Here is a 13,826-nt window from a genome sequence, read left to right as displayed (position 1 = left end):
TAGAAAAAGCGGCAGTTTTGCCGCTTTTTCTATTTATATATGCTATTCTAATCTTCAGAACTTAAAAACGGATATCTATAATCCGTGTCCGGAGTAAACGTTTCCTTTATTGTACGAGGAGATACCCAACGCAATAAGTTAATCATCGAACCGGCCTTATCATTTGTACCCGAACCGCGTGCCCCTCCGAAAGGTTGCTGCCCCACTACCGCACCAGTACATTTATCATTGATATAGAAGTTACCTGCCGCATTACGTAATGCCTGTGTCGCTTCTTGGATAGCATAGCGATCCCGAGAAATAACAGCACCTGTCAATGCGTAAATCGACGTACGATCAACTAATTCTAACATTTCTTTCCAATTTTTGTCCTCATAAACATAAATTGTCAATACAGGACCGAACAACTCTTCAGATAATGTTTCATAATCCGGTGTTTTGGCCAGAATAACAGTTGGTTCAATAAAATAACCTTTGGATTTATCATAACCTCCACCGATAACAATATCAGCATCTGCAGAATCTTTTGCCCTATCAATGTATTTTGTAATCTTATCAAACGCTTTTTCATCAATGACAGCATTAATGAAATTACCAAAATCTTCCGTTCCACCTATTTTGAAAGATTTAATATCTTTCTCCATAGCCTGCTGTAATTTCGACCACAGCGACTGAGGAATATATGCACGTGATGCCGCCGAACACTTTTGCCCCTGATATTCGAAAGCTCCACGCACTAAAGCAGTATTCAGCACCGCCAAATCCGCAGAAGGATGAGCCACTATAAAATCTTTACCACCTGTTTCTCCTACTATGCGAGGATATGTTTTATATAAATGAATATTTTGTCCGATCGTTTTCCAAATATCTTGAAATACCCCGGTAGAACCGGTGAAATGAATACCCGAAAAATCCGGATGTCTGAAGATCACATCCCCGGCATCTGGACCAGACACGTATACCAAATTGATTACACCATCAGGTAGACCTGCTTCTTTAAAAATTTGCATTAAAATATTCGCAGAATATATTTGGGTGTTTGATGGCTTCCATACGACCACATTCCCCATCATGGCGACACATGAAGGCAGATTACCTGCAATAGCTGTAAAATTAAATGGGGTTAACGCAAAAACAAAACCTTCCAACGGACGTTGTTCAACACGATTCCACACACCTTTACTATTTGCAGGTGGCTGTTGCGCGTAAATTTCGCTCATATACTGCACGTTAAAACGCAAAAAATCAGCAAACTCACAGGCCGAGTCGATTTCAGCTTGATACGCACTTTTCGATTGTCCTAACATCGTCGCGGCATTCAATTTATACCTGTATTTGGTAGAAACCAATTCCGCTGCTTTCAAGAAAATAGCCGCACGTTGTTCCCACGGCAGGTTTTCCCAATCTGCTTTAGCCGCCAGCGCTGCATTAATAGCATCCGTCACATGTGATTTCGTACCTTGAGAATAATATCCCAATACATGCTGGTGATCGTGTGGAGGAGTTAGTTTCACTTTATTTTCTGTGCGAACTTCTTTATTACCGATATACATCGGAACATCGAGCTCGTTTGCTCTTGCCTCAGAAATAGCTGCTTTCAATAAACTTCTCTCTTTCGTCCCCGGAGCGTATGTATATACAGGCTCATTAACAGGAGCCGGAACATTAAAAAAACCTTTTAACATAATTCTATTTTTGTTTATGTAAAGTTACGTCATAATTGATACTACCAATATACCACATTTGTCCATCACTTAACCTATTTTATCCATAAACAAATACTTCATAAAAGAAGATCCAGCGGTCGGATATAGCGCACCAAATAATTCATAACAAACTAACACACAGATAAAAATTACAAATAAGCCATTTCAACAATCACAACACACCTTACTTCAACAGCATAAAAAATTCTTCTCCACAGACACACCAAAAGACAAATTATGTTATGTATTATCAATCAAACATCTTACCCAATGATATGTAACCGCATATAATTATGCGGAGACACCCCCATAATACGCTTAAAAACGCGATTAAAGTGAACAATATTATTAAAGCCTACCTTAAACGCTGTTTCCGAAATACTTTCAGTCTTTTTATTCATTAAAAGCTGACAGGCTTTTTCAATTCTGACTTCGTTTAAAAAGCCAATATAAGTTTTCATGGTATGCTTTTTAAAAAACTTACAAAACGACGTAGGAGTCATATAAACCAAAGAAGCAACTTCGCCAACACTAATGTCATGGTCAAAATTATCTAACGTATATTTGAACACAGAGCTTATCCGTTCTCCGTCTTTATCCGAATAAATGAGATTCCGAATCCCGGAATACAAGGATATAGCGGCATTACGATATTGCAAAAGGATATGCAAAAGTGTTATAAATTCTGTAAACTTAGGAATCCCTACCTTGTGCAGTAAATTCAAAAAATTATCACGCAATGAATACGCAACAGAAGAGTCCAATCTTTTACTTACATCCAATTCCCGGAAGTATGTACAGATATCTGCAAATTCGGCCAATGTAAAAAATTTAGCCATCCTTTTGAGATTGATAAATAAATGGATGGCATGAATCGTATCTTCATCCGTCACTTTTTCATCTCCGTATTTATCAAAAATATGTGGTTCATTCGGCTTCAGGATAAATATATCATCCTGACTAAAAGATTGAACGACATTACCAATCATGATAGTTCCTCTCCCTTTAAGAATATAAGTAATTTGCAGTTCCTCATGTCGATGATAATAACTATAGAAATTATCCTTCTTATCTTCCAAAAGGGCAAACAAATCTTCCCCATATACCGGAACAGTAAATTGTATCGCCTTCATAAATGAGATGCTAATTTCTATTTTAACTTATCCAAAAACACCTTTTTGAACTTGTCCATTTTTGGTTTAATGACTAGCTGGCAATACATTTCATTCGGATTCAATGCGTAGTAATTTTGGTGGTAATCTTCCGCCTTATAAAATTCTGTAGCTTTCTCTATCGTGGTAACAATTGTACCATCATAAGCGTTAGCTTCATTTAATTTTTCTATATAATATCTCGCTTTTCTTTCTTGTTCTTCATCCAATGGAAATATAGCAGAACGATACTGCGTTCCGATATCATTACCCTGTCTATTAAGCTGTGTAGGATCATGTACTAGAAAAAAAGCTTCCAATAACCCATCGTAACTTATTTTTGATGGATCAAACTTCACCATTACCGCTTCAGCATGCCCCGTATTACCCGTTGACACCTGCGTGTAGTTCGGATCCGTCACATGACCACCAATATATCCCGATATTACAGTATCTACTCCATCCAATAGCAATAAAGGTGCTTCTACACACCAAAAACATCCAGCAGCCAATATTGCCGTATTCGACGCATTTTCCATATTTCTACCTTGTTTAAGTTCAGTTGTCTTCACGTTCATATTCTGACAAGACATCAAAATTAGCAATAACAAACACAATCCTATCTTTTTCATCTGTCCCTACTTTATAATAGTACCAAAACTAAAAAAGGCGACATAGAATACTATATCGCCCTCCTTAAACTTCTAAAATTATTATTTAGCAGAAGCATAATTTTGTGCGACAGTATCCCAATTAACAACATTAAAAATTGCATCAAGATACGCAGGACGCTTATTTTGATACTTCAAATAGTAAGCGTGTTCCCAAACATCGATACCGAAAATTGGAGTCCCTTTTACTTCAGCCACATCCATTAATGGATTATCCTGATTAGGAGTAGATGTGACCGCTAATTTACCATCCTCACCAACAATTAACCAAGACCACCCCGAACCAAAACGTGTTGCTCCAGCTTCCTGCAATTTCTTTTTTAATTCATCAAAAGACCCGAAAGTTTCATCAATAGCTTGCGCCAATTCGCCTGTTGGAGTACCACCCGCGTTAGGACCTAAAACAGACCAAAACAACTTGTGATTGAAATGTCCTCCACCATTGTTACGAACCGCAGGTGAGTATTTACTTATATTTTTAAGAATATCTTCTAAAGACGCATTTTCCGCATCCGTTCCAACGATAGCTTTATTTAAATTATCAATATAAGCTTGATGGTGACGATCATGATGGATCTCCATCGTCTCTCTATCAATATGTGGTTCTAATGCCTCTACAGAATATGGTAATGCTTCTAATTCAAATGCCATAGTTTTTATGTTTATTAATATATTAAAATTGAATGTACGAATATAACAAATTTCGTTCAACGTTTGTTTATTCAGATCGTCATTTTATAGACAAATCAACGTTTATTACGAAAAAATGATTTAATTAATGCTGCGCAATCCCCTTCCATCACCCCCCCAAATATTTCTGTTTTAGGATGAATAATCTGTTCGTTAAATTTAGCAAACCCCCTCTTTTCATCTTTTGCACCATACACGATTCGCGATATTTGGGTCCAATAGGATGCTCCTGCACACATTACACAAGGCTCTATAGTAACGTACAACGTACAGTCTTTTAAATATTTGCCTCCAATAAAATTAGAAGCGGCGGTAAATGCCTGCATTTCTGCATGCGCCGTAACATCATTCAGGCGCTCCGTCAGATTATAGCCTTTTCCGATTATTTTTCCTTGCGAAACGATTATAGCACCTATTGGTACTTCGTCTTCTTCAAATGCACGCTGCGCCAAGCGCAGTGCTTCCTTCATATATAACTCATCTGTCGATAAAGACCTGTCATTTTCAAAATTATAAATCCGCATTTTTATTTCAATTTAGCTCCATTCGGTAGTCGGCGCTCTACAGTCGATAGCACGATATCCCCATTTTTGTCTTCAAACCCAGTGACCAAACATTCGGACAGAAACTTTCCGATCTGCTTTTTAGGAAAATTGACAACCGCAATAATCTGCCGGTTTATTAACTCTTCTTTAGTATATAATCCCATAATTTGAGCACTGGATCTTTTAACGCCTAATTCACCGAAATCAATACAGAGTTGATACGCTGGCTTATGCGCTTCGGGAAAGTCATATACCTCCATAATCGTACCTACACGAAGATCAACTTTTTCAAAATCAGCCCAACTTATCTGCTCCATCTCCACTACAACCTATTACTGTCTAAGTCATTCAATTCTTTAGAAAGTGTAAAAAACACATACTCCTTATTTCTACGTAACCTTTTTGCTAACCTCTCCAGCAGTCCATCTTCTTCACCTTCGCTGTATCGCAAATCAGCATCCGTCAGGTGATTATATTTCCGTTGTAATTTTATTTTTAATATTTCCCATTCAGAATTTGAGATTTTAAACGTTACCATATAATATTCATTTATGTTAGTTAAGGATTAATTCTTATTTTAGTTGCTAAATTTAACATTTATCGCATGAAAAAACTAATACTTACAGCAATTGTATGTGTACTATCAGTAACTTATTCGCAGGCACAATTACTTCCATCGTTTAAACTGGGTGTAAAAGGAGCACTAGGCTTTTCCACGCTACACTCAGAAGGTAAATTATTCAACTCCGATACAAAAACCGGTTATCAACTGGGTGTATGGGGACGTGTAGGAATAGCGGGCTTTCACCTACAACCCGAGGCTTATTTTTCCAGTAAAAAAGTTGAAATAGAAGGAACAGATTCCGATTCTGGAAAAGGAACATTTAACAGCTTAGATGTTCCAATTCTATTAGGCACTCGAATCGGATTAGGCCCGGTCGGCTTCAGAATTCAAGCTGGACCTGTTTTTTCATTTGCACAGGATGGAGAGATTAAATACAACAATATGGCAAATTTCAATGACTACAAGAAAAATGCAACAGGAATTATCGGTGGCATCGGAGTCGATATCAGCAAACTAACGGTAGACCTAAGATACGAGCATGGACTTACCAACCTGACTAGTAGTTCATCGCAAGATCAAAAAATTAGACTGTGGTCAATAGGCGTAGGTTACTCATTCTTATAAGCTATATAATCCGACTAGAAATATCTCTAAAAAGGAGGCTGTCTAAAAATGCAGTGTCCCCAAAAAAGTATCTAACTTTTGGGAACACTGGACTTAGACACCTCCTTTTTCATACCAAAAGATTAGAACAATTCTAAATTATAGGTTTTTGTATTATAACAGGATTTATTATAAAGTAAATAGATATTTTTGCACTTAAAATAAATTATAAGGATAATGAGTAGTAAATCAAAGCCAGTTTTAAGTTCTTCTATTGGGAAGAAATTGATCATGAGCTTAACAGGACTATTTTTATGTACGTTCTTAGTTATTCACTTGATCGGTAACTTGCAGTTATTTAAATGCGATGACGGGTATGCGTTTAATAATTACGCATATTTCATGACACATTTTACACCTATTAAAGTAGTTTCTTACTTACTTTATGCTTCTATTATCATTCATGCTGTTTATGCAATAGTATTGTCGATGAATAATAAAAAAGCTAGGCCTGTTGGATATAAACAATATAATGGCCAAGCAAACAGTAAATGGAATTCTCGCAATATGGGTATATTAGGTACTATCATTTTAGTATTTTTAGCTACTCATTTACAAAACTTTTGGTGGAAATACCATAACGATCAGGTACCTTATGTAGAATACCATAAAGACCTTTCTACAGGCACCGTCACGACCCACGAATTGCAAGCTGCTGATTTCACGGAATATTCGGTAATTACTGAAAATGGTGTGGAGATAACAAGAGCTCGTGACTTGTACAAACAAGTTGATTTCGCATTCCAAAACATTTGTTTGGTTGCGTTATACGTTATTGCAATGGCTGCCTTAGCATTTCACTTAATACATGGCTTTGGTTCTGCATTTCAAACATTAGGCTTTAATCATAAGAAATATGTGCCTATTATTCGATTTTTAGGGATTTGGATATTTGGTATTGTTATCCCCGTTGCATTTGCATTAATGCCATTATATTTTTATTTCATTAAGTAATATTTTAAGATAGCGCATTGCGCAAATCTATTAAAATAAATAAAGAATATGTTAGATTCAAAAGTACCTGCAGGCCCATTGGCTGAAAAATGGTCAAAACATAAATTTGAAATGAAGCTAGTTAACCCGGCTAACAAACGTAAATTTACAATTATCGTTGTTGGCACAGGTTTAGCCGGAGCTTCTGCTGCTGCCTCACTGGCAGAATTAGGCTACAATGTAAAAACATTTTGTTACCAAGATTCTCCTCGCCGTGCACACTCAATTGCAGCACAAGGTGGTATTAATGCCGCAAAAGATTATCAAAATGACGGAGACTCCGTCTTCCGTTTATTCTATGACACGATCAAAGGTGGAGACTATCGTGCACGTGAAGCTAACGTTTACCGTTTAGCCGAAGTGTCGACAAGTATTATCGACCAATGTGTTGCTCAAGGCGTACCTTTTGCGCGTGAATATGGAGGATTACTGGACAACCGCTCATTTGGAGGTGCACAAGTATCACGTACATTTTATGCACGTGGACAGACAGGACAACAACTTTTATTGGGTGCATATTCCGCGTTAAATCGTCAAATTCAAAAAGGTAAAGTTCAATCGTACACTCGTCATGAAATGCTTGACCTCGTGAAGGTTGATGGGCAGGCACGTGGTATCATCACCCGTGATATGGTAACTGGGAAAATCGAAGCTCACGAAGGACATGCCGTATTATTGTGTACAGGTGGATATGGAAACGTATTCTTCTTGTCTACAAATGCAATGGGATGTAACGTAACGGCAGCTTGGAGAGCTCACAAACGTGGAGCTTTCTTTGCAAATCCTTGTTATACGCAAATTCACCCTACTTGTATTCCTGTGACAGGCGACCACCAGTCCAAATTGACATTAATGTCAGAATCATTACGCAATGATGGTCGTGTATGGGTTCCTAAAACAACAGAATTAGCCGCTAAATTGCGAAAAGGAGAACTGAAAGCAGCAGATATTAAAGAAGATGACAGAGATTACTTCTTAGAGCGTAAATACCCTTCATTCGGTAATTTGGTTCCTCGTGACGTAGCCTCAAGGAATGCAAAAGAAGCCGTAGATGATGGCCGAGGTGTAGGTAAATCAGGTGTCGCTGTATTTCTAGATTTTGCAGACGCTATCCAACGTTTAGGCGAAGATACGGTACGTGCTAAATATGGCAATTTATTTGACATGTACTACCAGATCACTGACGAGAATCCTTATAAACAACCCATGCGTATCTATCCTGCCGTTCACTATACCATGGGTGGTGTGTGGGTAGACTACAATTTGATGACAACAGTTCCAGGTCTTTATGCACTAGGAGAATGTAACTTCTCTGACCACGGTGCTAATCGTCTAGGTGCTTCTGCATTAATGCAAGGTTTGTCAGATGGTTATTTCGTAATTCCGTACACAGTCGGTGATTATTTAGCAAAATTAGGAAACTTTAATCCAGTAGATAAAAATCATCCGGCATTCGAACAAACCCGTCAAGAAGTAGAGCAAAAAATTAATGCCTTATTAGCATTAAAAGGTAAAAAAACTGTTGACGACATTCACAAAGAATTGGGTCATATCATGTGGGAGTACTGTGGTATGGCACGTACTGCCGAAGGACTTACTAAAGCCAAAGGGTTAATCCAAGAATTGAAAAAAGAATTCTGGAGTAATACCAAAGTTTTAGGTGAGAACGAAGAATTGAATATGTCTCTTGAAAAAGCAGGCCGGGTAGCCGACTTTATTGAACTGGGAGAACTAATGGTAGATGACGCATTGAATCGTAGAGAATCTTGTGGAGGACACTTCCGTTTAGAGTCACAAACTGAAGAAGGTGAAGCATTACGTATCGATGAAGAATTCACGTACGTATCAGCATGGGAGTATAAAGGTAACGATCAACCAGAAGTTCTTCACAAAGAAGAATTAGTATTCGAAAACGTTAAGTTAACACAAAGAAGTTATAAATAGTATGGAGTACAACGTATTAAGTACAAAGTATAGAAGACCTCTATACTTAATACCATCCCACCAAAAGGCATGCACGATACTTAATACTCAATACTCAATACTCAATACTATATAGATATGAGTGCACATATGAATTTAACGCTGAAAGTATGGCGTCAAAAAAATGATAAATCGAAAGGTCAATTCGTGACTATTCAAGCAAATGACATTGCAGATGATATGTCCTTCTTAGAGATGCTTGACATTGTAAACGATGATCTAACACGTAAAGGAGAAGATCCTATATATTTTGATCATGACTGTCGCGAAGGAATCTGTGGCATGTGTTCGTTAGTAATTAACGGCCGCCCTCATGGACCTAAATACGGAATCACGACTTGTCAGCTTCACATGCGTTCATTTCATGATGGACAAACTATTGTCATCGAACCTTGGAGAGCAGCTGCTTTCCCTGTATTGAAAGATTTGGCGGTAGACCGTACAGCATTTGATCGCATCCAACAAGCCGGAGGATATGTAAATGTAAACACAGGTGGAGTTCAGGACGCAAACAATATCTTAATCCCAAAACGCATTGCTGATGAAGCATTTGAATCGGCTACTTGTATCGGATGTGGAGCTTGCGTAGCAGCCTGTAAAAATGCTTCCGCTATGCTTTTTGTGTCGGCCAAAATATCCCAATTTGCCTTATTACCTCAAGGTCAAACCGAACGCTATGAACGTGCCCAAGCTATGGTAGATCAAATGGATGCAGAAGGTTTCGGTAACTGTACAAATACAGGGGCTTGCGAAGCGGAATGTCCTAAGGGTATTAAATTAACAAATATCGCTCGTATGAATAGAGAATATTTGACAGCAAAATTCTTTAGAGAAGAAGATATTCATAATTAATTTCTTCTATATTATACCATTTAAAGTCCTCGTAAAAATATTTACGAGGACTTTTTTAGTTATATTTCCTCTGTAAATAAGTTCTCGAAGGCAGAGGAAAACCGACCGCAAGGAGCTCACCGCAGGTAAATCGAAAATATAATTTTTTCGATTTGGTATTCGTGAATGCAAAGCATTTTATCTAAGTTTACTATGTTTAATTGCATAGCCAATCTTAAAATGGGATATAAAATTCGAATTCTATTACTTCTTCTTACCTTATGTTTCGTAGCAACGGCCATTACCGTTCACAATCGAGTAGGTAAACAAGATCTTTTGGAACTTGACGCAAAAACCCTAACCAAGAATATTCATCAAAAGGAAGATGTCATTAACAAGCTTTTCTCGGATACCCTATTATTAAAAACACTGAGCAACTTTGAAAGATACCCCCTTCAAGTAAGAGGATATGCTAAAAATTACGCGAAACAATCTATACATCTTTATATATATAAAAATAATAAACCCGTTTATTGGGTTTCGAACGTGTACGTACCAGAGACGCACAGCGGTCTAAAAAACGATATAAATTTCATCAAATCAGATAATCGTTCATTTATTGTTCGACAAAAACAAATAGACGGAAATATAACGGTATTAGCACTACTACCTGTTAAAAGAAATTTTAACACAAATAATGAATATCTAAAAAACTCCTTTTTTGATTGGATATTGAAAACGGAGAATTTAGAAATTGCTGAATTTAATGATACCGGAAGTATTCGGAATATCTATTCTAAAAATAAAACATATCTCTTTTCCGTAAAATTAAAACCTGGAAAACACAATAATATTTTTATTCAAATCCAATTTATTTGCTGGATTTTCGGCACATTGCTCTTTACTATTCTGATGAGTAATATCTGCTATGAACTAGCAAAAAAAGGCAGAAGTTGGTTGTCTGTATTATTGTTTGCAGCTGTTATCATCGGAATACGATTAGTAGATCTAGAAACAAATTGGCTTGCACAGAATTCAAGCTTAGCAATTTTTGACCCAAAGTACTATGCCTATAATAAATTCTTCCCTCACCTGTGGGCGTTTATTATCAATAGCATAAGTATGCTATGGTTTATTTGCTACCTTATCTCCATTAAGAAGTTTCTCACCATTCCCCAATCAATTATAAAAACAGTTAGAGGAACAGTAGTCTATTATCTACTACTATCCTTATTATACTTGCTTTTTAATGCTGTTTTTTTTCAACTGAACACATTAACGACAAATACTTCGGTAAGGAATAATGACTTAACCCATTTACTAGACCTGAATTCTATTACTCTTGTATTTACTGCTATTTATTGTCTAAATGTATTGTCATTAGTCGTCTTCTCTGATCTGGTGCTAGACTTGGGTAAAAAAATAGTAGAAAAAACTACTACCAATCTCAATATCCAATTATTTGTATTGGTACAAGCGATCATCATTTCAGCACTCTGCGAAGACCTTAGCTTATTCAATGTTATTGTAGCGCTATTGATTATGATCAGGTCCTTTGATAATCACAAAATACATGAGAGCAACTTCTCTTCTCACATTGCAGCTTTAGTATTAATAGCCTTGATTTCTACCATAAAATACACAGAAGCTTGGAAAATCAACCAAGAAGAAGAGATGAAGCTTATCTTGGCCAATCTAGAAGCCGAAGATGACATAAATGCCATTACCTTATTCAGCGAGATCGAAGATGACATCCTGAATGACCAAAAACTAAAACATCTCTTTACGTTAGGTATTTCCGCTAAAGAAGTTAGTTTTATCGATGAATATATAAAAAGACAATATTTAAGTGGATACCTTTCCAAATATGAATTCCAAGGCTATTATTATTTGGACAATAATTCACTGGGGAATTACAATAAAAACAAAATAGATGAATATCGAGAAAAAGTGATCAGCAGATCATCTCGTCTAAATGAAACAGAATACTTTTACAAAGTCGCGAGTGAAATCGGCACACATGAATATTTTGCCCAAATAGCCCTCCCCATTAGTGAAACACAAAACGCATTGTTGTTTCTAAATTTCAAAAACAAAGCATTCAGTCCAACCATTCCCTACCCCGTTATTCTAACGGATAACAGACTAAACTTTATTAATCAGGAGAACATCAATAAAGATAGCTTTGCACTGTACAAAAATGGATCTCTCATTACCCAAAATGGAAAATACACTTATCCAAATACAGACAAAGAATATCCTAAAAATGAAAATGAATTTATCAAATTAAATGATAGCTTTGGTTTCCACCACATGCTGTATAAACCCAATTCTTTTACGACTATTATTGTAAGTAAACCCTTTCAATCCTATTGGGAATTTATAGCGGTGGTATCACTTTCCTTTTTAATTTTATACATTTCGACGACCATATTAAAGTTCTTTAATTCAATATATGCTGTTTTCAGCTCAAAAAGATTTAAATTTAAAAACCTAAAATATCAATTCCGATTACTGTTCAGTAATATTCAATATAGTACACGCATACAAACGCTGGTCGTCGCATCCGTATTATTTGCTATTATTATTTCCGGCATTATTACTTTTTTCAGCATAAGTTATCAGTCTGAAAACAATAAGAAAAATGACAGATTGAATTATATTTCTGAAGTAAGTAAGCGGATAGAAAATACAATTTCATATTCCAATACAGTTCCCCTTGATCGGTTGGAAAGCATTCTTCAGTATCTCACCGATATTCTCGTCACCGACTTTAATTTATACAATAAGAACGGAAAATTAATTTATTCGACACAACCCAAGATTTATGATCAAAAATTATTATCCGAGTACATCAATCAAGATGCGTATATTGATCTAAATGTACTGAAAAAGACAGAAACTTTACACACGGAAAGGATAGCAAATTTCGTATATTCTGCTACCTATTCCACCATTCGAAACAGTGAATACCAGACGATTGCCTATTTGAGTGTCCCCTACTATGCTGCTAAAAAAGAAGACACTTCGAATCAGAATATTATTCTGAATACCATTCTGAACATCTATACCATTATTATTATTGCCTTTGCGTTCTTCTCAGCATTTATATCCAACAAAATTACAGCACCACTTAATATTATTAGTAAAAAATTATCTCAGACAAATTTAAGCGGTAAACCAAATGAACCACTATACTGGGAGAAAAATGATGAAATAGGCGCCTTAATTAAGGAATATAATTATATGTTGATTAAACTAGAGGAAAATGCCAAACAGCTTCGAAATGCAGAACGAGAAATAACCTGGCGAGAAATGGCAAAACAGATTGCCCACGAAATAAAAAACCCACTTACCCCCATGAAATTGGGTATCCAACAACTTAGCCGATCTTTCTATGAAAAAGACCCCAAACTGGAGGAACGATTCGAACGCATATCGACTTCTTTTATTGAACAAATAGACGCGCTATCACGCATTGCATCTGAATTCTCTGCCTTTGCAAAACTACCTGAGACCAAGTTAGTTGAAATTAATCTAATCGAAAAAATATCAAAATCTATCGATTTATACAACAATAATCATAATACCGTCATTCAACTGGCTAATAATACCAACTTAAAAAGCATTACCGTATTGGGAGACCGCAACCAATTACTGAGATCATTCAATAACCTGATCAAAAATGCCATTGAAGCTAGTCCTACAAAACGCAAACACCGGATTGCCATTTTAATCAATCCCATGCCAGATTATTGGATAGAAGTACAAGTTAAGGATAACGGATTAGGCATAGCAGACGATGCTTTACCCAATATATTTAGACCAAACTTTACCACTAAAAGCTCAGGCACAGGATTAGGACTCGCCTTTGTAAAACAAACTATTGATGGAATGGGCGGAAGTATTAAATTTGAAACCGAATTAAATATTGGAACAACTTTCTATATTCAGCTGCCGTTAATAAATGAACCCGAAGACTTATAATAATATTTTTACAAAAACAGCAAAGAAATAATTGTTTAATC

The 13,826-nt window shown here is 36.4% G+C and carries 12 protein-coding genes; 5 read left to right on the top strand and 7 right to left on the bottom strand.

Features of this window, described 5'->3' with window-relative positions:
* Positions 1–47: 47 nt before the first annotated feature.
* The 7 genes from pruA to E4F24_RS01025 form a co-directional block, all read right to left on the bottom strand.
* Positions 48–1,685: an L-glutamate gamma-semialdehyde dehydrogenase gene (pruA, locus tag E4F24_RS01055; protein WP_140936755.1), complete on the bottom strand. Its 1,638-nt coding sequence runs from the start codon at positions 1,683–1,685 to the stop codon at positions 48–50.
* 284 nt (positions 1,686–1,969) lie between these two features.
* Positions 1,970–2,839 (bottom strand): AraC family transcriptional regulator, encoded by an 870-nt coding sequence (locus E4F24_RS01050; RefSeq protein ID WP_140936754.1) that lies wholly within the window; start codon positions 2,837–2,839, stop codon positions 1,970–1,972.
* A 17-nt stretch (positions 2,840–2,856) separates the two neighbouring features.
* Positions 2,857–3,489, bottom strand: a complete 633-nt coding sequence (gene msrA / locus E4F24_RS01045; RefSeq protein ID WP_140936753.1) for a peptide-methionine (S)-S-oxide reductase MsrA — start codon at positions 3,487–3,489, stop codon at positions 2,857–2,859.
* A gap of 81 nt (positions 3,490–3,570) precedes the next feature.
* On the bottom strand, positions 3,571–4,179 hold the full coding sequence (locus E4F24_RS01040; protein WP_140936752.1) for a superoxide dismutase: 609 nt from the start codon (positions 4,177–4,179) through the stop codon (positions 3,571–3,573).
* A gap of 95 nt (positions 4,180–4,274) precedes the next feature.
* On the bottom strand, positions 4,275–4,742 hold the full coding sequence (locus tag E4F24_RS01035; RefSeq protein ID WP_140936751.1) for a nucleoside deaminase: 468 nt from the start codon (positions 4,740–4,742) through the stop codon (positions 4,275–4,277).
* Positions 4,743–4,744: 2 nt separating this feature from the next.
* A complete protein-coding gene (locus E4F24_RS01030) occupies positions 4,745–5,080 on the bottom strand; it encodes a tRNA-binding protein (protein ID WP_140936750.1) in 336 nt (111 codons plus the stop codon).
* A gap of 5 nt (positions 5,081–5,085) precedes the next feature.
* A complete protein-coding gene (locus tag E4F24_RS01025; protein ID WP_140936749.1) occupies positions 5,086–5,301 on the bottom strand; it encodes a hypothetical protein in 216 nt (71 codons plus the stop codon).
* Between the two features lie 66 nt (positions 5,302–5,367).
* On the opposite strand from E4F24_RS01025, the gene E4F24_RS01020 reads away from it, so the two are divergent.
* The 5 genes from E4F24_RS01020 to E4F24_RS01000 all read left to right on the top strand — a co-directional run bounded on the left by E4F24_RS01020 (position 5,368) and on the right by E4F24_RS01000 (position 13,785).
* The gene (locus tag E4F24_RS01020; protein ID WP_140936748.1) at positions 5,368–5,952 is read left to right on the top strand and encodes a porin family protein; all 585 of its coding nucleotides are present in this window, start codon (positions 5,368–5,370) and stop codon (positions 5,950–5,952) included.
* Between the two features lie 216 nt (positions 5,953–6,168).
* Complete coding sequence (locus tag E4F24_RS01015; RefSeq protein WP_140936747.1) at positions 6,169–6,945, top strand: succinate dehydrogenase cytochrome b subunit; 777 nt, start codon at positions 6,169–6,171, stop codon at positions 6,943–6,945.
* Positions 6,946–6,993: 48 nt separating this feature from the next.
* The gene (locus tag E4F24_RS01010; protein WP_140936746.1) at positions 6,994–8,928 is read left to right on the top strand and encodes a fumarate reductase/succinate dehydrogenase flavoprotein subunit; all 1,935 of its coding nucleotides are present in this window, start codon (positions 6,994–6,996) and stop codon (positions 8,926–8,928) included.
* A 117-nt stretch (positions 8,929–9,045) separates the two neighbouring features.
* Positions 9,046–9,819 carry a succinate dehydrogenase/fumarate reductase iron-sulfur subunit gene (locus E4F24_RS01005; protein ID WP_140936745.1) on the top strand — a complete coding sequence of 258 codons (774 nt, stop codon included), beginning with the start codon at positions 9,046–9,048 and terminating at the stop codon, positions 9,817–9,819.
* A 192-nt stretch (positions 9,820–10,011) separates the two neighbouring features.
* The gene (locus E4F24_RS01000) at positions 10,012–13,785 is read left to right on the top strand and encodes an ATP-binding protein (RefSeq protein WP_216629107.1); all 3,774 of its coding nucleotides are present in this window, start codon (positions 10,012–10,014) and stop codon (positions 13,783–13,785) included.
* Positions 13,786–13,826 lie beyond the last annotated feature (41 nt).

The organism is Sphingobacterium lumbrici (assembly GCF_006476045.1).
GTDB classification, from domain to species: Bacteria; Bacteroidota; Bacteroidia; order Sphingobacteriales; family Sphingobacteriaceae; genus Sphingobacterium; species Sphingobacterium lumbrici.
This window is presented reverse-complemented; position numbering and strand designations above follow the sequence as displayed.

Excerpts from the sequence above, each read along its gene's own strand:
- pruA (WP_140936755.1), bottom strand. The coding sequence starts at position 1,685 with ATGTTAAAAGGTTTTTTTAATGTTCCGGCTCCTGTTAATGAGCCTGTA.
- E4F24_RS01050 (WP_140936754.1), bottom strand. The coding sequence starts at position 2,839 with ATGAAGGCGATACAATTTACTGTTCCGGTATATGGGGAAGATTTGTTT.
- msrA (WP_140936753.1), bottom strand. The coding sequence starts at position 3,489 with ATGAAAAAGATAGGATTGTGTTTGTTATTGCTAATTTTGATGTCTTGT.
- E4F24_RS01040 (WP_140936752.1), bottom strand. The coding sequence starts at position 4,179 with ATGGCATTTGAATTAGAAGCATTACCATATTCTGTAGAGGCATTAGAA.
- E4F24_RS01035 (WP_140936751.1), bottom strand. The coding sequence starts at position 4,742 with ATGCGGATTTATAATTTTGAAAATGACAGGTCTTTATCGACAGATGAG.
- E4F24_RS01030 (WP_140936750.1), bottom strand. The coding sequence starts at position 5,080 with ATGGAGCAGATAAGTTGGGCTGATTTTGAAAAAGTTGATCTTCGTGTA.
- E4F24_RS01025 (WP_140936749.1), bottom strand. The coding sequence starts at position 5,301 with ATGGTAACGTTTAAAATCTCAAATTCTGAATGGGAAATATTAAAAATA.
- E4F24_RS01020 (WP_140936748.1), top strand. The coding sequence starts at position 5,368 with ATGAAAAAACTAATACTTACAGCAATTGTATGTGTACTATCAGTAACT.
- E4F24_RS01015 (WP_140936747.1), top strand. The coding sequence starts at position 6,169 with ATGAGTAGTAAATCAAAGCCAGTTTTAAGTTCTTCTATTGGGAAGAAA.
- E4F24_RS01010 (WP_140936746.1), top strand. The coding sequence starts at position 6,994 with ATGTTAGATTCAAAAGTACCTGCAGGCCCATTGGCTGAAAAATGGTCA.
- E4F24_RS01005 (WP_140936745.1), top strand. The coding sequence starts at position 9,046 with ATGAGTGCACATATGAATTTAACGCTGAAAGTATGGCGTCAAAAAAAT.
- E4F24_RS01000 (WP_216629107.1), top strand. The coding sequence starts at position 10,012 with ATGTTTAATTGCATAGCCAATCTTAAAATGGGATATAAAATTCGAATT.